28 protein-coding genes, 3 tRNA genes and 1 riboswitch are annotated in these 25,116 nt (G+C 40.2%); all 31 genes read left to right on the top strand.

From position 1 onward, the window contains the following. Nucleotides 1-37 precede the first annotated feature (37 nt). Entirely contained in the window at nt 38-1,084 is a 1,047-nt protein-coding gene (locus EO120_RS06190) for a methionine ABC transporter ATP-binding protein (RefSeq protein ID WP_127134610.1), read from the top strand. After that, nucleotides 1,065-1,718 carry a methionine ABC transporter permease gene (locus EO120_RS06195; RefSeq protein WP_127134611.1) on the top strand — a complete coding sequence of 218 codons (654 nt, stop codon included), beginning with the start codon at nt 1,065-1,067 and terminating at the stop codon, nt 1,716-1,718. The genes EO120_RS06190 and EO120_RS06195 overlap by 20 nt, the downstream gene beginning before the upstream one ends. Nucleotides 1,719-1,726: 8 nt before the next feature. Continuing rightward, the gene (locus tag EO120_RS06200) at nt 1,727-2,029 is read left to right on the top strand and encodes a YerC/YecD family TrpR-related protein (RefSeq protein WP_127134612.1); all 303 of its coding nucleotides are present in this window, start codon (nt 1,727-1,729) and stop codon (nt 2,027-2,029) included. A 57-nt stretch (nt 2,030-2,086) separates the two neighbouring features. Then, a complete protein-coding gene (locus tag EO120_RS06205) occupies nt 2,087-2,881 on the top strand; it encodes a TSUP family transporter (protein WP_127134613.1) in 795 nt (264 codons plus the stop codon). Between the two features lie 11 nt (nt 2,882-2,892). Beyond that, the gene (locus EO120_RS06210) at nt 2,893-3,660 is read left to right on the top strand and encodes an SDR family NAD(P)-dependent oxidoreductase (protein ID WP_127134614.1); all 768 of its coding nucleotides are present in this window, start codon (nt 2,893-2,895) and stop codon (nt 3,658-3,660) included. Nucleotides 3,661-3,869: 209 nt separating this feature from the next. Beyond that, nucleotides 3,870-4,733, top strand: coding sequence for a hypothetical protein (locus EO120_RS06215; RefSeq protein WP_127134615.1), 864 nt, complete (start codon nt 3,870-3,872; stop codon nt 4,731-4,733). A 14-nt stretch (nt 4,734-4,747) separates the two neighbouring features. Then, nucleotides 4,748-5,086 (top strand): YkvA family protein, encoded by a 339-nt coding sequence (locus tag EO120_RS06220; protein ID WP_127134616.1) that lies wholly within the window; start codon nt 4,748-4,750, stop codon nt 5,084-5,086. 127 nt (nt 5,087-5,213) lie between these two features. Beyond that, nucleotides 5,214-5,636, top strand: coding sequence for an acyl-CoA thioesterase (locus tag EO120_RS06225; protein WP_127134617.1), 423 nt, complete (start codon nt 5,214-5,216; stop codon nt 5,634-5,636). Next, the gene (gene murI / locus EO120_RS06230) at nt 5,626-6,432 is read left to right on the top strand and encodes a glutamate racemase (protein ID WP_127134618.1); all 807 of its coding nucleotides are present in this window, start codon (nt 5,626-5,628) and stop codon (nt 6,430-6,432) included. The genes EO120_RS06225 and murI overlap by 11 nt, the downstream gene beginning before the upstream one ends. Before the next feature lie 12 nt (nt 6,433-6,444). Next, complete coding sequence (locus EO120_RS06235; protein ID WP_127134619.1) at nt 6,445-6,984, top strand: hypothetical protein; 540 nt, start codon at nt 6,445-6,447, stop codon at nt 6,982-6,984. A gap of 11 nt (nt 6,985-6,995) precedes the next feature. Next, on the top strand, nt 6,996-7,649 hold the full coding sequence (locus EO120_RS06240; RefSeq protein ID WP_127134620.1) for a coenzyme F420-0:L-glutamate ligase: 654 nt from the start codon (nt 6,996-6,998) through the stop codon (nt 7,647-7,649). Nucleotides 7,650-7,738: 89 nt separating this feature from the next. After that, nucleotides 7,739-9,430 (top strand): hydantoinase/oxoprolinase family protein, encoded by a 1,692-nt coding sequence (locus EO120_RS06245; protein ID WP_127134621.1) that lies wholly within the window; start codon nt 7,739-7,741, stop codon nt 9,428-9,430. Next, nucleotides 9,417-10,838, top strand: a complete 1,422-nt coding sequence (locus tag EO120_RS06250; protein WP_127134622.1) for a histone deacetylase family protein — start codon at nt 9,417-9,419, stop codon at nt 10,836-10,838. The genes EO120_RS06245 and EO120_RS06250 overlap by 14 nt, the downstream gene beginning before the upstream one ends. A 185-nt stretch (nt 10,839-11,023) precedes the next feature. Further along, complete coding sequence (gene rph, locus EO120_RS06255) at nt 11,024-11,794, top strand: ribonuclease PH (protein ID WP_127134623.1); 771 nt, start codon at nt 11,024-11,026, stop codon at nt 11,792-11,794. Continuing rightward, the gene (locus EO120_RS06260) at nt 11,794-12,375 is read left to right on the top strand and encodes an XTP/dITP diphosphatase (protein WP_127134624.1); all 582 of its coding nucleotides are present in this window, start codon (nt 11,794-11,796) and stop codon (nt 12,373-12,375) included. The genes rph and EO120_RS06260 overlap by 1 nt, the downstream gene beginning before the upstream one ends. Then, the gene (locus tag EO120_RS06265; protein ID WP_127134626.1) at nt 12,372-12,869 is read left to right on the top strand and encodes a metallophosphoesterase family protein; all 498 of its coding nucleotides are present in this window, start codon (nt 12,372-12,374) and stop codon (nt 12,867-12,869) included. The genes EO120_RS06260 and EO120_RS06265 overlap by 4 nt, the downstream gene beginning before the upstream one ends. Nucleotides 12,870-12,995: 126 nt before the next feature. Further along, nucleotides 12,996-13,778, top strand: coding sequence for an adenosylmethionine decarboxylase (gene speD / locus EO120_RS06270; protein ID WP_127134627.1), 783 nt, complete (start codon nt 12,996-12,998; stop codon nt 13,776-13,778). 136 nt (nt 13,779-13,914) lie between these two features. Continuing rightward, nucleotides 13,915-15,120, top strand: a complete 1,206-nt coding sequence (locus tag EO120_RS06275) for an NAD(P)-dependent malic enzyme (protein WP_127134628.1) — start codon at nt 13,915-13,917, stop codon at nt 15,118-15,120. 291 nt (nt 15,121-15,411) lie between these two features. After that, a tRNA-Pro gene (locus EO120_RS06280) sits at nt 15,412-15,488 on the top strand. An 8-nt stretch (nt 15,489-15,496) separates the two neighbouring features. Further along, nucleotides 15,497-15,570, top strand: a tRNA-Gly gene (locus EO120_RS06285). Nucleotides 15,571-15,671: 101 nt separating this feature from the next. Further along, a tRNA-Arg gene (locus tag EO120_RS06290) sits at nt 15,672-15,748 on the top strand. A 239-nt stretch (nt 15,749-15,987) separates the two neighbouring features. Further along, nucleotides 15,988-16,095, top strand: a riboswitch (TPP riboswitch). Between the two features lie 120 nt (nt 16,096-16,215). Then, complete coding sequence (gene thiC / locus EO120_RS06295) at nt 16,216-17,520, top strand: phosphomethylpyrimidine synthase ThiC (RefSeq protein ID WP_127134629.1); 1,305 nt, start codon at nt 16,216-16,218, stop codon at nt 17,518-17,520. Nucleotides 17,521-17,546: 26 nt separating this feature from the next. Continuing rightward, entirely contained in the window at nt 17,547-17,744 is a 198-nt protein-coding gene (gene thiS, locus EO120_RS06300) for a sulfur carrier protein ThiS (protein WP_127134630.1), read from the top strand. A gap of 46 nt (nt 17,745-17,790) precedes the next feature. Next, the gene (locus tag EO120_RS06305) at nt 17,791-18,600 is read left to right on the top strand and encodes a thiazole synthase (protein WP_127134655.1); all 810 of its coding nucleotides are present in this window, start codon (nt 17,791-17,793) and stop codon (nt 18,598-18,600) included. A gap of 8 nt (nt 18,601-18,608) precedes the next feature. Next, nucleotides 18,609-19,709 (top strand): 2-iminoacetate synthase ThiH, encoded by a 1,101-nt coding sequence (gene thiH / locus EO120_RS06310; protein WP_127134631.1) that lies wholly within the window; start codon nt 18,609-18,611, stop codon nt 19,707-19,709. Between the two features lie 20 nt (nt 19,710-19,729). After that, the gene (gene thiF, locus EO120_RS06315) at nt 19,730-20,356 is read left to right on the top strand and encodes a sulfur carrier protein ThiS adenylyltransferase ThiF (RefSeq protein WP_127134632.1); all 627 of its coding nucleotides are present in this window, start codon (nt 19,730-19,732) and stop codon (nt 20,354-20,356) included. A 16-nt stretch (nt 20,357-20,372) separates the two neighbouring features. Then, nucleotides 20,373-21,032 (top strand): thiamine phosphate synthase, encoded by a 660-nt coding sequence (gene thiE / locus EO120_RS06320; RefSeq protein WP_127134634.1) that lies wholly within the window; start codon nt 20,373-20,375, stop codon nt 21,030-21,032. Nucleotides 21,033-21,245: 213 nt separating this feature from the next. Continuing rightward, nucleotides 21,246-22,016, top strand: a complete 771-nt coding sequence (locus tag EO120_RS06325) for a LamB/YcsF family protein (RefSeq protein ID WP_127134636.1) — start codon at nt 21,246-21,248, stop codon at nt 22,014-22,016. Nucleotides 22,017-22,044: 28 nt separating this feature from the next. Beyond that, entirely contained in the window at nt 22,045-23,241 is a 1,197-nt protein-coding gene (locus EO120_RS06330; RefSeq protein ID WP_127134638.1) for an NRAMP family divalent metal transporter, read from the top strand. Nucleotides 23,242-23,299: 58 nt separating this feature from the next. Continuing rightward, nucleotides 23,300-24,046 carry a 5-oxoprolinase subunit PxpB gene (gene pxpB, locus EO120_RS06335; RefSeq protein ID WP_127134640.1) on the top strand — a complete coding sequence of 249 codons (747 nt, stop codon included), beginning with the start codon at nt 23,300-23,302 and terminating at the stop codon, nt 24,044-24,046. Next, nucleotides 24,033-25,061 (top strand): 5-oxoprolinase subunit C family protein, encoded by a 1,029-nt coding sequence (locus EO120_RS06340; RefSeq protein ID WP_127134642.1) that lies wholly within the window; start codon nt 24,033-24,035, stop codon nt 25,059-25,061. Before pxpB ends, EO120_RS06340 begins: the two co-directional genes overlap by 14 nt. Nucleotides 25,062-25,116 lie beyond the last annotated feature (55 nt).

The following is a 25,116-nucleotide window of genomic DNA, read 5'->3' on the forward strand; positions in this document are numbered from 1 at the left end:
AAATACTAGAGGGACTTTCACAGAGAAAGGAATTATTTTGATTACATTAGAACACATTAGCAAAGTCTACGAAGGGGCTAATCGTGTAGAAGCGCTAAAGGATATTAATCTGTCTATTAAACGAGGCGAGATTTATGGTATTATTGGACAATCCGGGGCGGGCAAATCTACATTGATTCGCTGTATTAACATGTTAGAAGCACCTACATCAGGTGCCGTTATCGTAGACGGTACAGATTTAACAAAACTCAGTGCTAGTGATTTACGTAAAGCACGCAAAAATATTGGTATGATTTTTCAACATTTTAATCTTTTGTCATCTCGCACCGTATATGATAATGTGGCATTTCCATTGGAATTGCAAGGTATGAATAAAGAGGAAATTAAAGAGCGTATTACACCGATTCTTAAAATTGTAGGCCTCTCTGATCGCGTTAACAATTACCCGTCCCAATTATCTGGCGGTCAAAAGCAACGTGTTGGTATTGCCCGTGCACTAGCATCAAATCCAAAAGTTTTACTATGTGACGAAGCAACATCGGCGCTAGATCCACAAACGACACAATCCATTTTAAAATTGTTAAAAGACATTAATGACAAAATGGGCCTTACCATTGTGTTGATTACCCATGAAATGCAAGTTATTCGGGAAATTTGTGATCGTGTGGCGGTGATTGAAGGTGGTGTTATCCTCGAAGAAGGAACCACTGTTGATGTATTTACAAAACCTCGTGAACATACAACGAAGGAGTTTATCAGCTCTGTTGTGAGTGATAATTTGCCACCAGAAGCGTTGGAACATTTAGAGCTCCATCAAGATTGGATTGCAGGTACAGCGCCATTGGTGAAATTGAAATTTACTGGACAAGCTACGGATGAACCAGTAGTAGCCGGTCTTGTACGTCGATTCAACTTAGATGTGAGTATTTTGTTCGGCGGTATTGACTACATTCAAAATACTAGTGTAGGACGCCTCATCGTCATCTTAAATGGCGATCCTATGAAGGCTCAAGAAGGCCTCGATTATATTAAAACATTACCAATTGAAAGCGAGGTGATCGGTTATGTCAGAGCAAATCATTAAGCTACTATTAACCGGTACCTTGGATACACTACAAATGACGGTGATTTCTACGGTAATGGCTATGATCTTAGGCATTCCGCTTGGTGTTGTATTAGTGGTTACGTCTAAAGGTCATATTTTAGAAAATGCAACGGTCAACAAAGTACTGGGTGCCATTGTTAATGCAACTCGTTCTATTCCATTTATCATTTTAATGGTTGCTATCATTCCATTCACTCGTATGGTGGTAGGTACCTCTATTGGTACTACGGCAGCTTGTGTACCATTGACATTGGCGGCTATTCCATTCTTGGCGCGTCTTGTAGAAACATCTATTAAAGATATTTCCTTTGGTGTTATTGAGGCCGCTCAATCCATGGGGGCTACGCCATTTCAAATCATTCGTAAAGTATTGTTGCCAGAGGCTTTGCCAACCATTATTGATAATGTTACGGTACTCATTGTAAATCTCATTGGTTATTCTGCTATGGCAGGGGCCATTGGTGGCGGTGGCCTCGGTGATATCGCTATCCGCTATGGTTACCAACGTTTCCAAGGGGACATTATGATTGCTACTATCATCATCCTTATCATCATGGTTCAAGTTATCCAAATGATTGGTGATGCATTGTCGAAGGCGATGAATAAAAAATAGGAGGCATCATGAGCATCAATGAAAAATTGAGAAATCCTCAAAATGATGAGCTCTTCCAAGCTATATTAACATTAGAATCTGTAGAGGAATGTTACGCATTTTTCGAAGATATTTGTACTGTTAATGAATTGAAAGCGCTTGCACAGCGTTTGCAGGTGGCTAAAATGTTGCGCGCTGGTGAAAGTTATGAACGCATCGTTGATGATACTGGGGCGAGTACGGCTACCATTAGTCGTGTAAAACGGTGCCTTGTATATGGCGCTGATGGATATACAGCAGTACTCGATAGACTTAGCAGCGCTGAGTTATAATGAATCTAACCGCGGTAGCCTTTTGGCCCGCGGTTTGTTGTACAATGGAGGTGTGTCATGGAATGGATGGTGGCGATAACAGGTCTACCGACGGATATATTGATTCTCGTCTTACTAGCTATAGCAGGAGCTTTTGCCGGTTTCGTAGATTCTATTGTAGGTGGCGGTGGGCTTATTTCTGTACCTGCTATGTTATTAACAAATGTACCGCCTAGTGTGGCGTTAGGAAGTAATAAGTTGTCTAGTATTTTCGGTGCCGGCAGCGCAGCTATTACCTTTTTACGGAACGGCATGGTTGATTTCAATTTAGTTAGAAAATTATTGCCCTTTACCTTTATTGGTTCTATACTGGGCACTATTGCAGTTGTATCAATGCCTCCATTATATGTGAAGCCTTTGATTATTGTATTACTAGTGGCAGTTACATTGTTTGTAGTATTCAAAAAAGACTGGGGCGAGGTAAATCGGACTTCTCAAGTATTAGGTAAAGCCTTGTATATATGTATGGGTTTTGCTTTTGGTATCGGTGTTTACGATGGGTTCATTGGACCTGGCACAGGAACATTCCTCATTATGGGGTTCATCTTTACTGGATTTGATTTTCTTCACGCATCAGCAAATGCCAAGATTTTGAATTTTACAAGTAATTTAGCATCCCTTTTAGTATTTTTGTTTTTGGGGCACGTTAATATATTGTATGGTTTGGCTGCAGGAGCAGGACAAATCTTAGGGGCCTATGTAGGCTCCCATTTAGCAATCGCAAAAGGATCGTCCTTGGTGCGCGGTGTGTTTTTGACAGTTACTACAGTGATGCTTTTTAAATTAGTAATAGATTATATTTCAACTCTCTAGGAGGTGTGAGTATGCCTCATAAACAAGATGTGCAAGTGGCATTGATCAGTGGCGGTACGTCGGGGATTGGGTTTGCAACGGCAAAACTATTACTCGAAGAAGGCTGGTGTGTAGTCATTAATGGACGAAATGAAAAAGAGGGGGAAAAGGCGAAGTTGAAATTGCGCCGTTATTCCTCTAAGGTGCGATACGTTAAAGGCGATGTATCTAGTGTTAGTGAATGCCAGCGTATCGTTGATGAAACGGTAAATCTTTTTGGCGGTATTTCTGCTCTCGTAACGGCTGCAGGGTACTACGAAGAAGAATTATTAGCTGATGTTACAGAAGCAGCATTCGACGAAATGATTGGTACTAATGTGAAAGGTACAGTATTCCTCTGCCAAGCGGCATTACCGTATTTACGGAAAACGAAAGGAAGTATTGTAACCGTATCTAGTGATGCAGGTTTACAAGGTAATGTGGCCTGTTCCGTGTATGGTGCTTCAAAAGGGGCTGTAGTAAGTTTTACTAAATCATTATCTCTTGAAATGGCTCCTCATGGGGTGCGCGTTAATTGTGTATGCCCTGGTGATGTAGATACCTCTTTAGTGGATAAACAAATAGCTCAGTCTTATCAAGATGTGGAACAAGCAAAAGAAGAAATGGGACAACACTATCCTTTAGGACGTATTGGTAAACCTCATGAAATCGGTGAGGTCATTGCTTTTTTAATCAGTCCCAAGGCTTCATTTGTAACTGGTGCAGCTTGGACTATAGATGGTGGATTAACGAGTTGGTAGCTACATCTTTTAGCCGAGTCAGAGGAGGTTAGGATACGTTAATATGATACTCCTAGGGATTTATGTATGATTATTTATCATACATGGACCATATACTAGGGGCTATATATGTATTATTCATTTCAAATCTTCATTGAGAATGGTATAATAATACTAATGAAACGTTACATACATTCACAAGTGGAATCCGACAGAAAAGGAGAACGATTATGGCAGAATATAATGGCGTTACACTAGAGCCTCTTAGCGATGGTAGTCAAGATGTAAATTACCAAGTAGAACAATTTATCTTCTGGGGTGCAGGTCGCGCTGCTGCGTTAGCTCTATCCCCTAAATTTAGTAATGTAGCTTTGTGTGCTAATGCAACTTACATGGTAACACGAATTGCTCGTTTATATGATGTTGAATTACAATCCGGTGCTGTAGTTGGTTTAGTAGGTGGTTTGAGCACTGCTGTGGCAACTGCTGTAGTGTCCTTATTGGTACCGATGAAAGCTGTACGTGTGCCGGTAGCGATTGGTTTGACTTATGCAATTGGTAATATTGCTCATATTTGGATTCAAGATGGCATGCCATCCGATATTGAACGTTATAAACCAATGGTAGCTGAATTTATTGAACAAGGTAAGTCTTTGGCTGGTGAAATCATTCGTGATACGGCTGCTTCTATTCCGTTTACTCAAGGTCAACGCGATGTTTGGGCAGGTATTGCCAATGAAACAGGTCTTGCGAAAGAGCAACTTGAACAAGTATATGCTGCAAAGGTAGTGCCTGCAGTAGATAAATGGAATAAGGAAACAAAATATGAATTTCACGATACCGCTGCAGAGGCAGTGGCAAAAGTGACTGATGCGGCAAAAGGAAAAATCGATGCTGCTAAGGATACTTTAGATACTGCCAAAGAATTGGCAAAAGGCGGTGTTGAAGTAGCAAAAGCGACTACACAAGTGGCAGTGGAAAATGCAAAAGCATCTGCTGTACAAGCTGTAGAAACTGCAAAAGCAACAGCAGTACATGCTGTTGAGACAGTAAAGGAAACGACAAAAGCGAAAATGGATGATTTTCGTAAGTAATCAGAAGGTTTGTTATGAATCCCTTAAAAATTATTAAATACGGCAAGTATTTTAGTGAATCTCGCTTTGTAGCGTTTGCTACGCGATATGGAAAAAAACTTGCCTTTGTACAACGGGCGGTGGTTTTGTTCTTGTGTCTACGAGATCAAGATACACCAAAATATGTAAAGGCTGTTATAGCTGGTGCCTTAGGGTATCTCGTGTTACCTATTGATATCGTGCCTGATACGATTGCCGCATTAGGCTGGGTAGATGATGTAGCTGTATTAGGGATTGCTTTTAAAATCGCTAATCGCTATATTAAAACGTCCCACGAAGAAGAGGCGAAAAAGCTATTTCCCTTTGGACACTAATAACAATATATAGCTGTACATCAAGGCAGTTTAATCATAATTATTGATTGAGCTGCCTTTGTTTATTTGACACCCTATAATAATAGATATACAATGAAGTTTGAATTGTATAGAAAAAGGATGAATTATGTATATAGCTAGTATTAATGTTCGTTTCTACGAAACCGATATGATGGGGATTGCCCACCATAGCAATCATTTTCGGTGGTTTGAAATGGCTCGTATCGAATTTTTGCGCCATATTGGTGTTACTTTAGGGGCTATGATGAAAGAAGACATCGTATTTCCTATTATGAATGTATCCTGTGAATATAAAGAACCGGCACGATTTGATGATATCATCAATATTGAAACTTATTTAGTGAAAATGACGCGAGCTCAGATGGTGTTCCGATATCGAATGCGCCGTGCTAGTGATGGTGTTTTATTGGCTACAGGAGAAACAAAAAATGCATTTATGAGCCAATCTACAGGAAAGATTGTTCGTTTAGATGATATATTTTATAAACCACTTGTTGCTGCTGTTGAGGTGATGGACTATGATCGGTGAAGATAAACGACGACTGCCTATCGGTGTGTTCGACTCAGGTGTTGGAGGTCTGTCTGTATTAAAAGTACTTCAAGAACAGTTTCCAAACGAAGATTTTGTATATGTTGGAGATAATGCGAATAATCCTGTAGGCAATCGGCCAACGGAGGAGATTTGTGACATTGCCTGTCATATTGCTGAATTTCTGGAATCTGTACCTGTTAAATTGATGGTTATTGCTTGTAATACATTTACCGTGGTGGCCCTCGATGAGGTGCGTAGCCGTGTTAATGTGCCCGTCATCGGTGTGTCCCAAGGTGTTAAAGCGGCGATTAGTAATAGTCGCAGTAAAACGATTGGCATTATGGCAACGGTGGCGACTGTAAATAGTCATATTCACAAATATGTTGCTATGGAGGTAGACCATGAGGTGTTTGTATGGGAACAACCTTGTCCAGAACTGGCGGGCCTCATTGAACAAGGGCACGTAGATGATGAGGCTGTGGGAGATGTGGCGAAAGAATATTTAGCGCCTCTTTTAGAAAGAGATATCGATGTAGTTGTGTTGGGATGTACGCATTTTCCATTTGTTACTGATCTACTCACATCTTTATCGGATGGGCGTATTCAATATATTGATCCCGCCTATGAAACGAGTGATTTAGTAAAACGTACCATGGACAGCAATCAATTGCACAATACACCTCATAATCGTAACATTACATTATATTTTACTAAGGATACATCCTTAGGTCGTACATTGGGATTACAGTTTATGGAACCAAGCGATTTTTCTGTTCAGTCTATTACTTTGTAAAGGAGAATTCCTATGTGGTTGTATAATACGTTAAATGTATTAGTCACTATTGCTGTGATTATTGCAGTATTCTATTTGTTATTTCGCTTGTTCGTTTTAAAGCAAGGCAATGAACAAGTTGTGTTGTTACCAAAACGGAAAACTAATTTCCAAGTAGCAGATATGAACTTTGAATCTATCACCTTGTTTTGTGACATTCCTTTTGTTAATAAAGGACGTCAAAACGGTACGATTATGGATTTGTTTCCCCGACATCTATTGCCACAGGAACAATTTGATGCTGTAAAAGTAGAAACATGGGCTATGGACAATAATCGCCCACGCCATGACGGCTATTTTGAAGCAGTTATTATAAAACCTAAAAAAGGTGGCACTATTCGAGTATATGTGAAATTGATTGGTAAAAGTGGTAATATTCGGGAGGATCTTAAAGAATTTCCTTATATGAATATCGATATTTTCTACCAAGTAGTAGGTCGTGAAGATTACCATATCAACAAAGATCGTATTCGCTTGAACCCAGCAGATATTCAAGCTGCATTAGGTCATTAAGGAGGCATAACATGGCAGAATTAGAATTAGTATGTGTACCAACACGTATTCTTACCGATAATGATGACATCGTTGATGCTATCATAGAATTTGGAGGACATAATATAGGTCCCGAAGATATTGTATGTGTTGCTGAATCTGTAGTGGCTATTACACAAGGGCATTTTACACGTCCCGAAGAATTAACATTGTCTTGGCAAGCTCGTTTAATCAACCGATTTATCCATCCTGATGGATCTATGAGCTCTGTGTACGGTATGCAAGCGGCTATGGAAATCGACGGTAAATGGAAAGTGCTAGGTGCTTTCATCCTTGGCGCTATTGCTAAAATATTCCGTAAATCTGGCGTGTTTTATGCTATTTCTCGTGCTGCTGCATTGGCAGATGATGTAACGGGAACTATGCCTCCATTTGATAAACACATCGTGTATGGTCCTAAAAATCCTGACCAAGTAGCGGAAAAAATTGTGTCGCGTACAGGTTGTTACGGCGCTGTTGTAGCGGATGTAAACGATTTGAAACGTTCCGCTGTATTAGGTACTAGCCGCGGTATTGATGGACAGAAAATCGCACAACTGCTAATTGATAATCCATTTGGTAATGATAGCCAAATGACACCTATTGTAATCATTAAAAATTATGCTTCCGTTTCATCAGGGAAGTAATATATATTAACACTGAGTATAGAGCAGTGTAATAGAGAAAGGGCTGCGAAGACAGCCCTTTTTGCATAGGTTGGTAAAGGAGGGATAGTGTGTTATTAGGTATTGATGTAGGCGGGACTTTTACCGATGCTGTCATTATCGATGAAGGCCGTATCGTAACATGGTCTAAACAAAGAACTACAAAGGATAATTTGATGTGCGGTATTGAAGTGGCATTACAACAGGTTACGGCGGATATAGATGAAAAAGCTATAGAACGTGTTACTTTATCTACGACGGTAGTAACGAATACAGTGGTAGAGCATAAGGAGGATATTGTTGATTTGTATATCGTACCCGGTCCAGGGATGAATGTAGATAATGCGTTCCCTGTAGACCCTATATATGTACATGGTTATACGGATCACAGAGGTATCGTGGTAGAATCATATGATGCAGATGCATTGAAGGGTGTATGTCATACACATCGATATGCGGCTGTTTCCGCCAAATTTGCTAACCGCAATCCATTAGAGGAAATACAAATAGCAGAGTTGCTAGATGTATCTTATGATTTTGTATCAAGAGGCGCTGCATTGAGTGGGGCCCTCAATTTTCCGCGTCGCACTATTAGCGCTTATTTTAATAGTGCTGTAGTAGGTGTTTTGAAAGAGTTCAAATGTGCCGTTATACATGCATTACAGCAAATTGGTATAGAAGCACCTATTTATATTTTGAAAGCTGACGGCGGTTCATTGTCTTTGGACGGAGCACTTCAAAAACCAGTGGAAACCATATTTACAGGACCAGCTGCCACAGTATTGGGATTATATGCATTTCAAAGTATTCATGAAGGTCACACAGTGGCTCTCGATATAGGTGGCACTACAACGGATATTTCGTTGTGGAGAAATGGCGTTCCATTGATGACAAAGGGAGGTGTCTACATTCGGGAATATCCTAGTGCAGTACGCTCTTTTGCAGTGACTTCTATCGGTATTGGTGGCGAATCGGTGGTGCGTTGTGTGGATGGTCACATTACGGTGGGACCAGATCGTGTGGGGCCGTCTATGGCATTGGGCGGTAGTGAACCTACATTGGGGGATGCGCTCATCGTATTGGGCAAGGCGCAGTATGGTGATGTGGCTGCTGCTTTCAGAGGTATAGAAAATCTGGATATATCTATAGAAGTGGTGGAAATGGCAGAGCGCATTTTGCATGTTGCGTTAGAGCATATTAAGAAAGGCATTGATGGGGTAGTAGCATTAGAAAATAAACGGCCTATCTATGTAGTAGATGACATCGTGCATCAACATCTATTTCTACCTAGTCAACTTGTTGTTGTTGGCGGTAGTGCATCTAGTTTAGCACCTAGTATTGGTGATTATTTAGGATTGCCTGTGAAAGTTCCTGATGGTGCAGCTGTAACGAATGCTATCGGCGCTGCTGTGGCAAAGGAAACGATGGAAATTACTGTACGTGTTGATACAAAACGACGTTTATTAGTAGTACCTGAATTAGGGATTCGTGAACAAGGTTGCTCCTTGCGTCATATCGAAGCGGTAGAGCAGAAAGCTAAGGATATATTGACTACCTTTGCTATGGAACACAATATTTTGGATGGCATACATTCGAGTATACATGGTGCTTTTCATAGGGAGAGTATGGAAAATCATGAGATACAAATAGAGATTATCAATATAGAGGACTTTCCTGTTGTAGAAGGATGGCAGTCGGTGGAGCGCATCATGACCGTACAGGCACAATTACAAGTGGGGGTGACGCAATATGTGGAATCATAAAGATAGCTACAGAGTCAGAACAGGTATCTTATCTGATGGTGGATTATCTAGGTCTGGACATATGCAGGGCTGTTATGGAGAACAAGTAAATCATGGGTCGGTATTAGGGCTCGTGTTTTTCCCCGCTTTTGATTGGAAAATTTCTGTAACTCATCCAGAACGACAAGAACGATTACTATACACGAGAGATCAAATCGTAGAGGAAGGACTTCTTGATTTACCTAATATTCGGGAATACAATCCAATTGTAGCACCGTGGGATACTATAGAACGGGTTCATGTCGGTGCTCCTGATTTACAATCCTGGGTTACCGATGCGCATCGCGTATCTGCTGGTGGTGCTATTGCAGCTGCTGATGCGGTACTCAAAGGTGAAGTGGATAGAGCGTTTGCTCTTGTTCGTCCGCCTGGGCATCATGCTATGTCTATGGTGCACGGCATTCGCGGTTTTTGCACCATTAATATTGAGGCGGTTATGATACAGCATATTCGTCAAAATTATAATGTAAAACGTATCGCCATTGTAGATACCGATGTACATCATGGTGATGGTTCGCAGCAGGTGTTTTATCATGATCCAGATACACTATTTATATCTTTTCACCAAGATGGACGCACTTTATATCCTGGTACAGGATTTATGGATGAATTTGGTGGTCCGCAAGCCATAGGCAGTAATATTAATATTCCATTACCGCCTAATACGGGGGATGAAGGTATAAAAAAGGTGTTGCGTCAGTTAGTATTGCCTATTTTAGATGAGTTTAAACCTGATTTAGTTATCAATTCTGCTGGTCAAGATAATCATGTTAGTGATCCTTTGGCGAATATGAATGTTACTGCCAAAGGATATGCGGAAATTGTTGATATATTGCAAGCAGATATTGCCGTCTTAGAGGGGGGATATTCCGTACAGGATGCATTGCCTTATGTTAACACAGGCATCATCTTATCCATGGCAGGCCTCGATTATAGCCGTGTTATTGAACCGAATTATAAACCTGTGATTCAGTCTAAACAGGTAACAAATTATATCGATGATGTCATTGAATCGTGGCGCGTGCAATGGTCAAAACGAAAGCAAATGAAAGCTAATACTTTACTGGACTGTGGGGATATATGGCAACAGGAACATTCTGTTTATTATGATGAAACAGGCATCAGCGAAGATCGACTAGAAAAGGTACGCCTCTATCCGAATAAGGTGGGGTGGCATAGTATTGAATCTCGTAGTTTACACGGCCCTTATGGCAAGCAACAGGTGTATGCTATGTTTATTCCGTGGCAAGCCGATGAAACTATACGGAGTGATGCATGGGATGAAGCGCATCGCATCAAATCTATGGGTGGCTTTGATAAGTATGTAATTGTAGACCCTTTAGGGGCGGGACAAATTCTACTAGATTAGTAAATATGTTAATGTAATCTATGTGTATATATTGGCGACTCCCATAGTTGTAATTGTAAAAGGAAATTCTTACATTTTAGTCCTATAGATAATACAACGAAAGCTTTTACAATATGATATAATATAAATAATAACGCCCCTTATGGATAAGGGGCGTTCCTATGTATGTAGAAAAGAGGGAGCTTATGCGTAGCGATAATAGAACGAAGGGTCAATTAAGACCTATTAAGATAACTAGACATTTTACGGATTATGCAGAAGGATCGGTACTCATTGAATGTGGTAACACAAAGGTAATTTGTACTGCTAGTATTGAAGATAAAGTACCTCGCTGGTTAAAGGGCACTGGTCAAGGTTGGGTAACTGCAGAATATTCTTTATTGCCCCGTTCTACGCAAACTCGTGTGAGCCGAGAGGCGGCGAAGGGCAAACAAACAGGCCGTACAGTAGAAATTCAACGCCTTATCGGTCGTGCTTTGCGTGCCGTTATCGATTTAGAGGCTCTTGGAGAACGAACCATTACATTGGATTGTGATGTTATCCAAGCTGATGGTGGCACACGTACTGCATCTATTACAGGTGCCTTTGTGGCTCTCGTCGATGCAATAGATTACACTTTTGGTGGACATGGTACATTCCCTATTACAGATTTCTGTGCTGCCATTTCTGTAGGTATTGGTCCAGATGGCCCTATTACAGATCTTTGTTATGAAGAAGATAGCGCTGCTGTAGTAGATATGAATGTTGTCCGCACTGGTGCAGGTCATCTTGTAGAGGTACAAGGCACTGGTGAACATGGTACATTTACGCGAGCTGAGTTAAATGAATTATTGGATTTAGCTGAATCTGCTACGGATGAATTAATGAACATTCAACGCGTAGCCTTAGGTACTGTGGCAGATAAGGTAGGCAAGGTGTATCCTGTAGAATCCTCAATAGAAGGAGCAGGACAATAATGGAACGTATCGTGTTAGCAACGGGCAATGCAGGAAAGATACGAGAATTTGAACAAGCATTTTCCCATATGAATATTTCTTGCGTACCTGTAAAAGAGATTTGCCAAGTACCAGAACCAGAGGAAACGGGTACTACCTTTATGGAAAATGCATTATTAAAAGCACGCTATTATAGTGAACAAACAGGGTTACCTTGCTTAGCAGATGATTCTGGTCTCGTTGTGGATGCCTTAAATGGGGCACCAGGGGTCTATTCTGCCCGTTATGCTGGTGAACATGGTGATGATGTAGCGAATAATAACAAATTGATTGCCCAATTACAAGGCAAACATAATCGTTCGGCTCACTATGTATGCGCATTAGCATTAGTATATCCAGATGGAACCAGTGTTACTGCCGAAGCCGCCTGTGATGGTGAAATACAAGATACGCCGATTGGAACTAATGGTTTTGGCTATGATCCGTATTTCTATGTACCTCAATTTGGTAAAACTATGGCAGAACTGGACATTGATACGAAGGAGACCATTAGTCACCGTGGTAAGGCGTTACAAGAGTTGGTAAAGCAGGTGGGTAGATGAAACGTATCGGTATCATTAGCGACACGCATGGCTATTTGGAGGATATCGATTTAGTATTAGCTGCTACTGCTCATGAAGACATTGACATGTGGCTGCATGCTGGTGACGTAGGTGATGATGCGCGGTATATGCAGGAACACACTGATGTGCCTGTTTATGCGGTGCGCGGTAATAATGATCGAATGCAACCTTTGGAGCCTAGAGAACAGTTAATCCCTATAGAAGATACATATATTTACATGACTCATGGTCATGAGGTATCATATTATAATCGAATACAAGAATTGATTCACATCGGCAGGGCTATGGAAGCTCGTCTCGTCGTGGCTGGACATAGTCATCATCATGGTGAATATCGTCAAGGGGATACGCTGTTCGTCAACCCAGGTAGCATTGCGTTACCTCGTGATAAATCAGGTGGCACCTTTGCTATTGTCACCTATGATGAGGGGAATTTCTTCGTTGAATTTGTATATAAGCAAGATATTTTATAAATAAACTAAAATAGAACCTTTTGTGAAAGCTACCATCTATTTCGGAAATAGGAATAGCTGAGTTTGGTACAGTGAGGGATGGCTTTCACCAATAATAGTAAGTCTATATAAGGAAAGGGTTATTACATGGAAACACCGGTTAAAGTGAAACCAAAAATGAAATTATATGGGTTTAATAATCTCACTAAAACGTTGAGTTTTAATATTTATGATATTTGTTATACCCGTACAGATGAAGAAAAACATCAATATATTCAATATATTGACGAAGTGTATAATGCAGATCGTTTGACCGCTATTTTAACAGAAGTATCTCATATGATAGGGGCCAATATTTTGAATGTAGCAAAACAAGATTATGACCCACAAGGTGCATCGGTAACGATTTTGATTTCCGAAGAAGAAGTGGAAAAAGAAGACGTTGTTATGCATCTCGATAAATCTCATTTGACGGTTCACACCTATCCTGAAAGTCATCCTCACAAAGGGATAAGTACATTCCGAGCAGATATTGAAGTGTCTACCTGTGGTGAAATTTCTCCATTAAATGCGCTCAATTATCTGATTAATAACTTTGATTCCGACATTCTTACTTTAGATTACCATGTGCGCGGTTTTACGCGGGATGTGTCGGGCAAAAAAATCTATATCGATCACCGCATCAACTCCATTCAAAACTATATTAATGCAAAGACCCGTAATCGGTATAATATGATTGATGTGAACGTATACCAAGAAAATATTTTCCATACTAAAATGATGCTTAAGGAATTTGATTTGGATAATTACTTGTTCGGTATTACTGAAAGTGAACTCAGTGAACGAGAAATCAAACAGATTAAGCAGCAGTTGAAACAAGAAATGATGGAAATTTTCTATGGTCGTAATTTACCGTCTGTGAAAGGATAACCAATTCTAACATTTTCGAAATATTACATCGAAAAATCTTGAAATGGATATGAGTATCATGTATAATAAAATCAGTAAAAGATAGTAATTAATACTGAATTAATATGGGATGTCATTCCAAAAAAGGAGAATTATTATGGACATTCGTGAAGAAGCAGTACAGAAAAAACGTGAATTAAAAGGTTTCCTCACAGTAGGAACTAAATATGAATTACAAGATGCTCATGACTTATCCGTTGCATATACACCAGGTGTAGCAGAGCCTTGTCTTCGCATTAAAGAGAATGAAGCAGAGTCCTTTGAATTGACTTGCCGTTCTAATATGGTTGCAGTAGTATCCGATGGTACACGCGTACTTGGTTTAGGCGATATCGGCGCTGCTGCAGCATTGCCAGTTATGGAAGGTAAATCCTTACTATTCAAGAAATTTGGCAATGTTGATTGTATTCCTTTAGTTGTAGACACTAAAGATGCGGATACTTTGATTAACACTGTCAAATTGTTGCAAAAGAACTTTGCTGGTATTAATCTTGAAGATATTTCTAGCCCTAAATGCTATGACATTGAAAATCGATTGAAAGAAGAATTGGAAATTCCTGTATTCCACGATGATCAACACGGCACAGCTATCGCTTGTTTAGCTGGTGTTAAAGGGGCTCTTCGTTTGGTAAAAAAAGATTTAGCTACTGCTAAAATCGTAGTAAATGGTGCTGGTGCAGCAGGTGCTAATATTGCTCGTTTGCTATATCTTGCAGGTGCTCGTAATATCACTGTATTAGTGTCTTCTGGCGTATTGCACAAAGATTACAAACGCCTTGATTCTTTGCAAGCGGAATTGATTGATATGCTTGGTTTAGAAGAAAAACATGGCGACTTGGCTGAAAACGCTAAAGGTGCTGATATTCTTCTTGGTGTATCTGCAGCAGGTGCTTTTACAAAAAATATTTTAGAAAGTTTAGCTGATGATGCCATCGTATTTGCTATGGCGAACCCAAATCCAGAAGCTACATACGCTGATATGAAAGCTGCTGGTGTTCGCATTGCCGGTACAGGCCGTTCCGATGCACCAAACCAAATCAACAACGTTGCTGTATTCCCTGGCGTTTTCCGCGGTGCTATCGATGTTCGTGCATCTCAAATCACTGACGAAATGAAATTGGCTGCTGCTGATGCATTGGCTAATTTGATTCCAGATAGTGAATTGAACGATGAAAATGTTATGCCTACCGTATTTGATCCACGCGTAGCTCCTGCTGTAGCAAAAGCAGTAGCAGAAGTGGCTGTTAAAACTGGTATTGCTCAAAACCCAGGTGCATTAGAAGACGGTTCTTATAGTTACTAATAGAATAAGATACTATATATGATATGAGGGGCTATCTTTGGATAGCCTCTTTTTTGTATTTAATGCTGTAAAATAAAGCGTTGAATTTTACATACGACTTTGGGGATTTATAGTTAGCACAAAATAAATCTTAAAATTTAGATGAAAATGCAAAAAAATGCTTGCCAGTATATAATCCTAATGATATAATAATCTTCGTTACAGAGATGCATTACAAGATGTAAAAAATCTCTTAGAGTAGTGGTTGACATCAACTACCGTATTTGCTATAATAGCAAATGTCGATGATATCGGGGCATAGCGCAGTTTGGTAGCGCACCTGGCTTGGGACCAGGGGGTCGCAGGTTCGAATCCTGCTGCTCCGACCATCTATTTTGCGGGTGTAGCTCAATGGTAGAGCCCCAGCCTTCCAAGCTGGTCGCGAGGGTTCGATTCCCTTCACCCGCTCCATTTTTTTTTGCCTTTTTTAGGGTGACCTACAAAAATTAATTATATTGACGTCCTACAGAGGATACAATATACTATATATGACTACTTTTGGTAATCCACATGGTTCAGTAGCTCAGTTGGATAGAGCAACGGCCTTCTAAGCCGTGGGTCGGGGGTTCGAATCCCTCCTGGATCACCATCATTAGCACTTTGCTTTGGCAGAGTGCTTTTATCATTTGGAGGGCCCTTCGCTGCGCTTCGGGGTGAACATCGTATCGACTAAGTTTGCGTCGTCGCTTTGCTCCTAGCACACTAAGTCGCTTACGTATCCCTCCTGGATCACCATAAAATATAAGCGGATAGTTCGAGATGAGCTATCCGTTTTTTATACCCTTGAACATTTTTCTACTAAGTGGTATGCTATATACAAATACATATTATATTTTGCAAGGGAGCCTATGTGATAGGCTGAGAAAGGGCTAGTAGCACCTGACCTTTAGACCTGATCGGGGTTATGCCCGCGTAGGAAGCACGCTGAACACCTAAGGGGTATCGATCATTTTATCGATACCCTTTTTTGTTTGCCTTATGAGTATAATTCATGTCTCTACGTGGTGGTCATTTTTACAGCTCATTGAGAGGTTCTCTATATTGAAAGGAGATTGTATGTTTTATACTCAATTACAAGCGGCGCGCAAAGGATTGGTTACGCCTCAAATGGAAGTGGTGGCACAAAAGGAAAATATATCTGTTGAACGATTACGACAACTCATTGCTACAGGTGAGGTGGTTATTCCGTGCAATAAGCATCATCAGTCTATAGAGCCTGAGGGGATTGGCAAGGCGCTACGCACAAAGATTAATGTTAATCTAGGTACTTCGAAGGATTGTATGGATTACGATGTGGAAATGGAGAAGGTTAATCATGCCATCGCTTTAGGGGCAGAGTCTATTATGGACTTATCCACTCATGGTGATACTCGTGTGTTTAGACGTAAATTAGGTAAGGAGTGCACTACTATGATTGGCACTGTGCCAATTTACGATAGTGTTATTCATCATAAAAAAGATTTAGCATTTCTAACAGCTCAAGATTTTCTCGATACCATTCGACTTCATGCAGAGGATGGCGTTGATTTTATTACTATACACTGCGGCATTACGCGGAAAACAATAGAGCAAATTAAAACGGTAGGGCGAAAATTAAATATTGTTAGCCGCGGAGGCAGTCTCGTATTTGCTTGGATGAGTATGACGAAACAGGAAAATCCTTTCTACGAATATTTCGATGATATTCTTGATATTTGTGCAGAATACGATGTGACCATATCTCTCGGTGATGCATGTCGTCCTGGTTGTTTAGCGGATGCGACGGATGTATGTCAAATAGAAGAATTAGTACGATTAGGTGAATTGGTACGTCGCGCTCGAGCCAAGGGTGTACAGGTTATGGTAGAAGGTCCTGGTCATGTACCGCTCAATCAAGTGCAGGCGAATATGGAGATACAACAGACTATCTGTGATAATGCTCCATTCTATGTTTTAGGACCACTTGTAACGGATATAGCTCCTGGGTATGACCATATTACGGCAGCCATCGGTGGTGCAGTGGCAGGTATGCATGGGGCAGCGTTCCTTTGTTATGTAACACCGGCGGAACATTTAGCTTTGCCTAATGTTGATGATGTAAAAGAAGGCATTATGGCTTTCAAAATTGCTGCTCATGCCGCAGATATCGCTAAAGGTCTTGAAGGGGCACGGCAACGAGATGATGCTATGGCAGAGGCGCGACAACGACTTGATTGGGAAGCACAATATGCGCTGGCCATTGATCCTGATAAGGCTCGCTCCATTCGTGAAAGCAGAGCTCCAGAGGAGGATCACAGCGATACGTGTAGTATGTGTGGTAAATTCTGTGCTGTGCGTAGCATCAATAAAGCATTAGAAGAGGACTACATTGATATTATCTAAGGTGATTGTTAAGAAGGAGAGTGACTATGCTCATTATCATTAACGGAGAAGAGAGAACTGTGTCACATAGTTTATTACGAGATATATTAGTTGAACTAGATTATCCCTTATCAGGAGTAGCGGTAGAATTAAACGGTACTATTTTACCTATGGATACCTATGAGTCAACGCAAATTAGTGCGGCAGACAGACTAGAAATTGTATGCTTTGTAGGAGGTGGTTAACATGGGTGAAATGATTGGTATTGATGACAAACAAAGTAATACAACCATGAAGGAAACAGAATATGTTATAGGAGGCATAGATTGCTCAGATGATACATTTCAGGTAGGGAATCAATGCTTCTCTAGTCGGTTATTAGTGGGAACTGGTAAATTTGGTTCTTATCAGATTATGAAAGAAACCATCTTAGCGTCTCGAACAGATATAGTCACCGTAGCATTGCGCCGTGCTGGTGGTAGTGAACATAGTGAAAATATACTAGATTATATTCCAAAGGATATTCATCTAATGCCGAATACATCGGGCGCTCGTACGGCAGAAGAAGCGGTGCGCATCGCACGTATGGCGCGGGTTCTAGGCTGTGGGAATCTCATAAAAATAGAAGTCATCCGTGATCAACGGTATTTGTTACCTGATAATATGGAAACTATTAAAGCTACTGATATATTAGCGAAGGAAGGATTTTCTGTATTTCCTTATATGAGTCCTGATTTGATGGATGCGAAACGTCTCGTAGATGCTGGAGCGGCTACTGTTATGCCGCTGGCAGCACCTATAGGAAGCAATCGAGGTCTTGAAACAAAAGGGATGATTCAAATGCTCATAGAAGAGATCGATATCCCCATTATTGTAGACGCAGGTATTGGCAAGCCATCAGAGGCGGCAGAAGCAATGGAGATGGGTGCAGATGCAGTTCTAGTAAATACAGCTATTGCTAGCAGTGATAATCCTATACTCATGGCACAGGCCTTTCATCATGCTGTGTTGGCAGGGCGTCAGGCATTTTTGGCAAAATGTGGTGCTGTACAACATGTGGCGCAGGCATCGTCGCCTTTGACTGGTTTTTTGCGAGATTGAGGTAGATTATGTCTTTTATTAGTGAATTAGAATCTATACGAGATGATGAGTTATGTCAACAGCTAGAACAAACTAGCGTACAGGACGTACAACGGATATTGGCACAGTCATCTCTTTCGATGAGGGATTATTTAGCATTGCTTTCACCAGCTGGCGAAGCATGTATTGAGGATATGGCGCAATGCGCACACCGCCGTACAGTGCAACATTTTGGTCGTACCATGCAGTTGTTTACACCCATGTATATGGCGAATTATTGTGAAAATGGTTGTATTTATTGTGGGTATAGCCATTATAGCGATATTCATCGATTAAAATTGAATGCTTCTGACATTGAGGCTGAAGCACAAAATATTCGAAGTACAGGGTTAGAACACATTTTATTGTTAACTGGTGAGTCCTATCAACATAGTCCAGTATCTTATATCGAAGATGCTATACGTATCGTAGCACCTTTATTTAGCTCTGTTAGCATTGAAGTATACTCGTTAACAGTACATGAATACGAACAGCTTGTGAAAGCAGATCTTGATGGAATGACTATGTTCCAAGAGACATATAATCCGATTTTATATGAACAACTGCATCCTTTTGGACCGAAGAGAGATTTTCAAAAACGCATTGATACGCCAGAGTTCGCCTGCCAAGGCGGGGTGAGAACCGTCAATATTGGAGCGTTAATGGGACTTGATGATTGGCGCTTGGAAGCGTATAAAACAGGGCTCCATGCACGGTATTTGATGAAGCAGTATTCAGATGTGGAAATTGCAGTATCTACACCTCGTATTCGTCCTTGTGCTGTAGGATACCAACCACAGCATCCATTGCGAGATATAGAATTAGTGCAATATATATTGGCTTTGCGCATTGCCTTTCCTCGCATCGGTATTACATTATCATCTAGGGAATCACCTATGATGCGTAATCACTTGGTTAAATTAGGGGTTACAAAAATGTCTGCTGGTGTTACAACTGCCGTAGGGGGTCATACAAGGGGCGAGGATTCAAATCAGTTTGATATTAGTGATAATCGCAGTGTAGCAGCTATGGCGGCTATGATTCGAGAACAAGGGTATCAACCGATTTTTAAAGATTGGCAATTATTATGACGTAATTAGTGGAGAAATATATGGAACATAATCAGAATGAATTTGAACTATCCATACAAAAATTTTACACTCCTGAAGAATTAGATATATTACAACATGCGGTTATCGGCATTTTAGGGGCAGGTGGCATTGGGTCTAATTGTGCTATTAGTTTAGCTCGTAGCGGTATTCGTCATTTTATCATTGATGATATGGATACAGTGGAATTGAGTAATTTAAATCGTCAATCTTATTTTCCGCAACAGGTAGGTACCTATAAGGTAGATGCATTGACAGAAATTTTGACTCATATTAATCCCAAGATTACGGTAGAAAAATATACCGATTTTTTAACAAAAGATACGATGTTACAGCATTTTAGCAATGCACATATTTTAGTAGAGGCCTTTGATAAAGTTGAGAGTAAGGTAGATTTTTTTTCTGCTATAAGTGATGTTACTGTGCCATGTATTATGATTTCTGGTATCGCCGGTATTGGTAAATCAGATGAATTAGGGGTTACAAAAATGGGAGATAACCTTTATATAGTGGGCGATAAACATAGTAGTATTACTGATGACTGCCCTTATGCGCCGCGGGTAGCTATTGCCGCTAATAAACAGGCGGATATTGTCTTAGCCTTATTATTAGGGAAAGATGTTTTGTAATAGGTGGTGACTGGGAATGACAGAACAAAATTATAGGCGTAGCAAATTAAAAACAGCTTATGAAGAATGCCCTATTTACGGAATCACAGGTGGTAGCCGTGATGTAGTGACCCTTGTGAAAGCTATGCTAGAAGGAGGCATTCGGATCATTCAATATCGGGAAAAACATAAAACACCGATGATTCGCTATCACGAAGCCTTAGCATTGCGACAATTGACCAATTTGTATGGAGCTTTATTAATCATCGATGATTATGTGGATTTAGCTATAGCTGTAGAAGCTGATGGTGTGCATATTGGTCAAGATGATTTACCACCTACTGTGGTTCGCCGCATTGTAGGTAATGAAATGATTATCGGCTGGTCTACGCATAAAATAGAAGATATAGAAGCGGCTAATCGGTATGCTGATTCTATCGATTACATCGGTGTAGGACCAATTTATGCAACCCAAACAAAACCGAATGTTTATCCTGTGGGACTTGCCTATGTACGTTATGCAGCACAACACAGTGTATTACCTACGGTAGCTATTGGGGGTATCAAGATACATAATGCTTCTGCTGTGTGGGCGGAACAACCAACTATGATTTGTGCTGTATCGGAGATAACAGAAGCAGAGCATATGGCAGATGTGATAGAGCAGTTGTGGTGTAAAACCGTATTAGTGTTATAATGATTCATCGAGTTTAAATCAACATAAGCAAGAACTAATCAGACATTATCACAATTGTTAATATATAGGTGTTATATAGTTATTATATTTATAAGGACAAAAAGAATTTTGTATACATGTGTACCGAACTTGTCAGATAGGTTACAAGTTCGGTATAATTTTTACATAATAAATTCTATAGAATATAGTTTGAGTTAAGAAAGGATGAAATACATGTCATACAGAGTCGATTTAAATAGTGATTTAGGAGAAAGCTTTGGTACCTATAGACTAGGTATGGACGCAGCTGTATTAGACTATGTGACTAGTGCGAATATAGCTTGTGGATGGCATGCAGGCGATCCTTTGATTATGGATAAGACGATTGCATTATGTAAAGAAAAAGGCGTTGCTGTTGGCGCTCATCCAGGGTATCCAGATTTGATGGGATTTGGACGTCGTGCAATGACGATTACACCACAAGAAGCGAAGGCATATATGATATATCAATTAGGTGCTTTACAAGCTTTTGCTGCATATCATGGTGTAGAAGTACAACATATGAAATTACATGGCGCTTTTTATAATACTGTTTGTGTAACTCCTGCATTGGCTGATGCGGTGCTTGATGGATTGGTAGCGGTTAATTCTAATATTCGCGCTATGGTATTAAGCGGTAGTTATATTGCTCAAGAAGCAGTGAACCGAGGCATCCCTGTTATACAAGAGGTTTTTGCAGATCGTGGTTATACAGAGCAAGGAACCCTGGTGCCACGCAATGAGGTGGGAGCTTTCATTAAAGATCCAGAAGAAGCATTGCAGCGTGTTATACGAATGGTGACAGAAAAAAACGTAGTTACGAATACTGGCAAGGTGATTCCCATCGTGGCAGATTCTGTTTGTGTTCATGGTGATAACCCAGAAGCGATTGCTTTTACATCGCATATTCGAAAAGGATTAGAAAAGGCTGGTATTGCAGTTGGCCATTTTCAATATTCCCAATGATTAGTCCATATATATAAGGAGATTACTTATGAAACCGATTTCAGGTAAAGCTAGTTTTTCCGTTCTCTTAGGCGCGGCATTTTTGATGGCTACATCATCCATCGGTCCCGGATTTATGCTGCAAACTGCCGCTTTTACAGGCGAGTTACGAGCAGATTTTGCCTTTGCCATTGTGGTATCTGTTATTTTTTCTATTATTGCACAGCTCAATGTGTGGACTATCATCGCCGTATCTAAGATGCGAGGACAAGATATTTCTAACAAAGTCTTACCGGGACTCGGGTATGTTGTGGCATTTTTAATTTCTCTTGGTGGGCTAGCATTTAATATTGGCAATATTGGTGGCGCATCGATGGGCCTAAATATTGTTTTTGGAATTGATACGACATGGGGCGCTGCTATTAGTGGTATTATTGGTATTTTATTATTTACCTCTAAAAAAATGGGTGGCGTGCTCGATAATACAGCAAAAATTCTTGGCACCGTTATGTTAATCCTTATCGGTTATATCGCTATTGTCACGGAACCTCCTGTAGGGCAAGCTATTACGCATGCAGTAGTACCAAATACTATTCCTTGGTTTGCGACTATCACCCTCATCGGTGGAACTGTAGGTGGTTATATTACATTTTCTGGAGGCCATCGTCTCATCGATGCAGGTATTACAGGGCAGGAACATTTAGATGATGTACGTCGTTCTGCATTTATGGGGATGATTGTAGATGCAATAGTGCGTATTTTATTATTCCTTGCCGTTCTAGGCGTTGTTACTATGGGATTTACATTAGATTCTAAAAACCCAGCTGGATCTGCATTCTTGTTAGGTGCTGGTGAAATGGGGCATCTTATTTTTGGAATCGTATTTTTCTGTGCCGCCATTACCTCTGTAGTTGGTGCAGCATATACATCTGTATCGTTCTTAAAAACATTATTACCAGTAGTAGCAAGAAATGAAAAATTGACTATTATGGTCTTTATTTTCCTTTCTACATTGATTTTGATTTTTCTTGGAAAACCAGCGGTATTATTGATTTTAGCCGGTTCTGTTAATGGATTGATTTTGCCTGTAACATTGGCAGTAATGCTCATTGCTACTAAGAAAACATCTATTGTAGGTGATTATAAACATAGTCCTGTATTGTTCTACCTAGGTTGGGTAGTAGTGCTCGTAACATCCTATATTGGTGTTACATCTTTAGAAGGGATAAAAAAATTATTAGGTTAATTATATGGATTATTTCCATAATGGATCGGAATTCAGTGTATTGGATTTGAGGTGTACTATGAACTTTCCCAATTTTTCTCCTGTTGGTGATGCGGCTATATCTGCGCAGTTTGGCAATGTCATTGCGCCTGAGATTAATCGCCGTATTCGGCAAGTTATGGAATACATAGTCAATCAACAGGATGATGCTATTATTGAATTAGTACCGACTTATTGTGCATTGCTGATTCAATACAATCCATTAGTATACTCTTATGACGAAATGTGTGCTTATTTGACTCGTGCCTGTGAAAACTTTACCACAAGCGATTCATCTGAGTTTGTATCAGTAGTTCATATACCTACTTGTTATGGTGGTGAGTATGGTATGGACATCGAATTTGTGGCAGAACATAATCATCTTACTATAGACGATGTTGTTTCTATTCATAGTGGCGTAGATTATCTTGTATATATGCTTGGTTTTATTCCTGGTTTTACTTACTTGGGGGGGTTAGATTCGCGCCTAGAGACTCCGCGATTGTCGACCCCTCGTACTTTGATTCCCGCAGGTTCCGTAGGCATTGCAGGAAATCAAACTGGTACATACCCATCTGACTCGCCGGGAGGGTGGCAAATTATCGGCCGCACTCCTATCGTTATGTATGATATGAATCGTGATATTCCGAGCACTGTAAATGCTGGTGATTATGTACGGTATGTGCCGATTTCCTCTGATGAATTTAGATATATTGAGAATCATAGACGTGATTATACAGTCGAGGTATTACAACATAAGGTAGGTGATATCCGTGGCAATTATTAATTTTGAACGTACTTCATTTCATGTGGATGCGCCTGGTATGTTTACAACTGTACAGGATAGTGGTCGCGTTGGATATCAACAATTTGGTATGCCTGTAGCGGGTCCTATGGATGGTGAAAGCTACGCATTAGGCCAAGCCTTAGTAGGTAATTTTGAACCTAAAGGCGCTTTAGAATGTACCGTATTAGCACCTACATTAACATTGAGGGGAAATTGTATAGTGGCTTTTACCGGTGCTGATATGCAGCCAACTATTAATCATGTGAAGGTTCCTCGCTATATCCCCTTTTTGTGTCATGCTGGTGATGTTATTTCTGGTGGATTTGCACAGTGCGGTATGCGAATGTATATTTCTTTTTCTGGTGGTATTGATGTACCTCTGGTAAATGGTAGTGTAGCAACTCATACAAAATCTAAAATCGGAGGATTTTATGGACGCCCGTTGCAAGTGGGAGACACGGTATATTTACATCGTGTATCTGTTACTGATGTAACTATTTGCAGATTTGATGATACATTGCATCGATTGTTTAATGTAGCTCTTTATAATCGGGGTGGACGCTATTGCCATGATCCATTTCGCGTTGTGTTAGGTGCTCAAAGCGAAGCTTTTACCAAAGATGGAATAGAGGCATTTGGCTCAGGTCTTTATACATTGACGGAGCGATGTGACCGTATGGGATTCCGTTTAAAAGGACCTACGATTACTCACAAAATAGGTGCTGATATCATTTCTGATGGCGCTGTATTTGGATCTATTCAAGTACCTGCAGATGGTCAACCTATTGTACTCATGGCAGACCGACAAACTACAGGTGGTTATACTAAAATTGGCACTGTTATAACGCCTGATTTGCCGAGGCTTAGTCAATTACCAGTAGGAGATGATATTCGATTTCATTTAATATCTATTGAAGAAGGGCAATATCTGTACAAAGAGTATATGTCTATATGGCAACAACGTATAGATTTAGCTAGATTACAACATCGATATATATTTGATACAGATTGCTAATGTATAGGTAATATATATCTATTATTGATGTTTATTATCTGTGTAATGGCATGGA

Source organism: Veillonella caviae (assembly GCF_003992125.1).
GTDB classification, from domain to species: domain Bacteria; phylum Bacillota; class Negativicutes; order Veillonellales; family Veillonellaceae; genus Veillonella; species Veillonella caviae.

Excerpts from the sequence above, each read along its gene's own strand:
- thiF (WP_127134632.1), top strand. The coding sequence starts at position 19,730 with ATGGAACATAATCAGAATGAATTTGAACTATCCATACAAAAATTTTAC.
- EO120_RS06215 (WP_127134615.1), top strand. The coding sequence starts at position 3,870 with ATGGCAGAATATAATGGCGTTACACTAGAGCCTCTTAGCGATGGTAGT.
- EO120_RS06265 (WP_127134626.1), top strand. The coding sequence starts at position 12,372 with ATGAAACGTATCGGTATCATTAGCGACACGCATGGCTATTTGGAGGAT.
- thiS (WP_127134630.1), top strand. The coding sequence starts at position 17,547 with ATGCTCATTATCATTAACGGAGAAGAGAGAACTGTGTCACATAGTTTA.
- EO120_RS06305 (WP_127134655.1), top strand. The coding sequence starts at position 17,791 with ATGAAGGAAACAGAATATGTTATAGGAGGCATAGATTGCTCAGATGAT.
- EO120_RS06235 (WP_127134619.1), top strand. The coding sequence starts at position 6,445 with ATGTGGTTGTATAATACGTTAAATGTATTAGTCACTATTGCTGTGATT.
- EO120_RS06205 (WP_127134613.1), top strand. The coding sequence starts at position 2,087 with ATGGAATGGATGGTGGCGATAACAGGTCTACCGACGGATATATTGATT.
- EO120_RS06330 (WP_127134638.1), top strand. The coding sequence starts at position 22,045 with ATGAAACCGATTTCAGGTAAAGCTAGTTTTTCCGTTCTCTTAGGCGCG.
- EO120_RS06225 (WP_127134617.1), top strand. The coding sequence starts at position 5,214 with ATGTATATAGCTAGTATTAATGTTCGTTTCTACGAAACCGATATGATG.
- EO120_RS06220 (WP_127134616.1), top strand. The coding sequence starts at position 4,748 with ATGAATCCCTTAAAAATTATTAAATACGGCAAGTATTTTAGTGAATCT.
- thiE (WP_127134634.1), top strand. The coding sequence starts at position 20,373 with ATGACAGAACAAAATTATAGGCGTAGCAAATTAAAAACAGCTTATGAA.
- EO120_RS06195 (WP_127134611.1), top strand. The coding sequence starts at position 1,065 with ATGTCAGAGCAAATCATTAAGCTACTATTAACCGGTACCTTGGATACA.
- murI (WP_127134618.1), top strand. The coding sequence starts at position 5,626 with ATGATCGGTGAAGATAAACGACGACTGCCTATCGGTGTGTTCGACTCA.
- thiH (WP_127134631.1), top strand. The coding sequence starts at position 18,609 with ATGTCTTTTATTAGTGAATTAGAATCTATACGAGATGATGAGTTATGT.
- EO120_RS06210 (WP_127134614.1), top strand. The coding sequence starts at position 2,893 with ATGCCTCATAAACAAGATGTGCAAGTGGCATTGATCAGTGGCGGTACG.
- thiC (WP_127134629.1), top strand. The coding sequence starts at position 16,216 with ATGTTTTATACTCAATTACAAGCGGCGCGCAAAGGATTGGTTACGCCT.
- pxpB (WP_127134640.1), top strand. The coding sequence starts at position 23,300 with ATGAACTTTCCCAATTTTTCTCCTGTTGGTGATGCGGCTATATCTGCG.
- rph (WP_127134623.1), top strand. The coding sequence starts at position 11,024 with ATGCGTAGCGATAATAGAACGAAGGGTCAATTAAGACCTATTAAGATA.
- EO120_RS06325 (WP_127134636.1), top strand. The coding sequence starts at position 21,246 with ATGTCATACAGAGTCGATTTAAATAGTGATTTAGGAGAAAGCTTTGGT.
- EO120_RS06260 (WP_127134624.1), top strand. The coding sequence starts at position 11,794 with ATGGAACGTATCGTGTTAGCAACGGGCAATGCAGGAAAGATACGAGAA.
- EO120_RS06275 (WP_127134628.1), top strand. The coding sequence starts at position 13,915 with ATGGACATTCGTGAAGAAGCAGTACAGAAAAAACGTGAATTAAAAGGT.
- EO120_RS06240 (WP_127134620.1), top strand. The coding sequence starts at position 6,996 with ATGGCAGAATTAGAATTAGTATGTGTACCAACACGTATTCTTACCGAT.
- EO120_RS06250 (WP_127134622.1), top strand. The coding sequence starts at position 9,417 with ATGTGGAATCATAAAGATAGCTACAGAGTCAGAACAGGTATCTTATCT.
- EO120_RS06200 (WP_127134612.1), top strand. The coding sequence starts at position 1,727 with ATGAGCATCAATGAAAAATTGAGAAATCCTCAAAATGATGAGCTCTTC.
- speD (WP_127134627.1), top strand. The coding sequence starts at position 12,996 with ATGGAAACACCGGTTAAAGTGAAACCAAAAATGAAATTATATGGGTTT.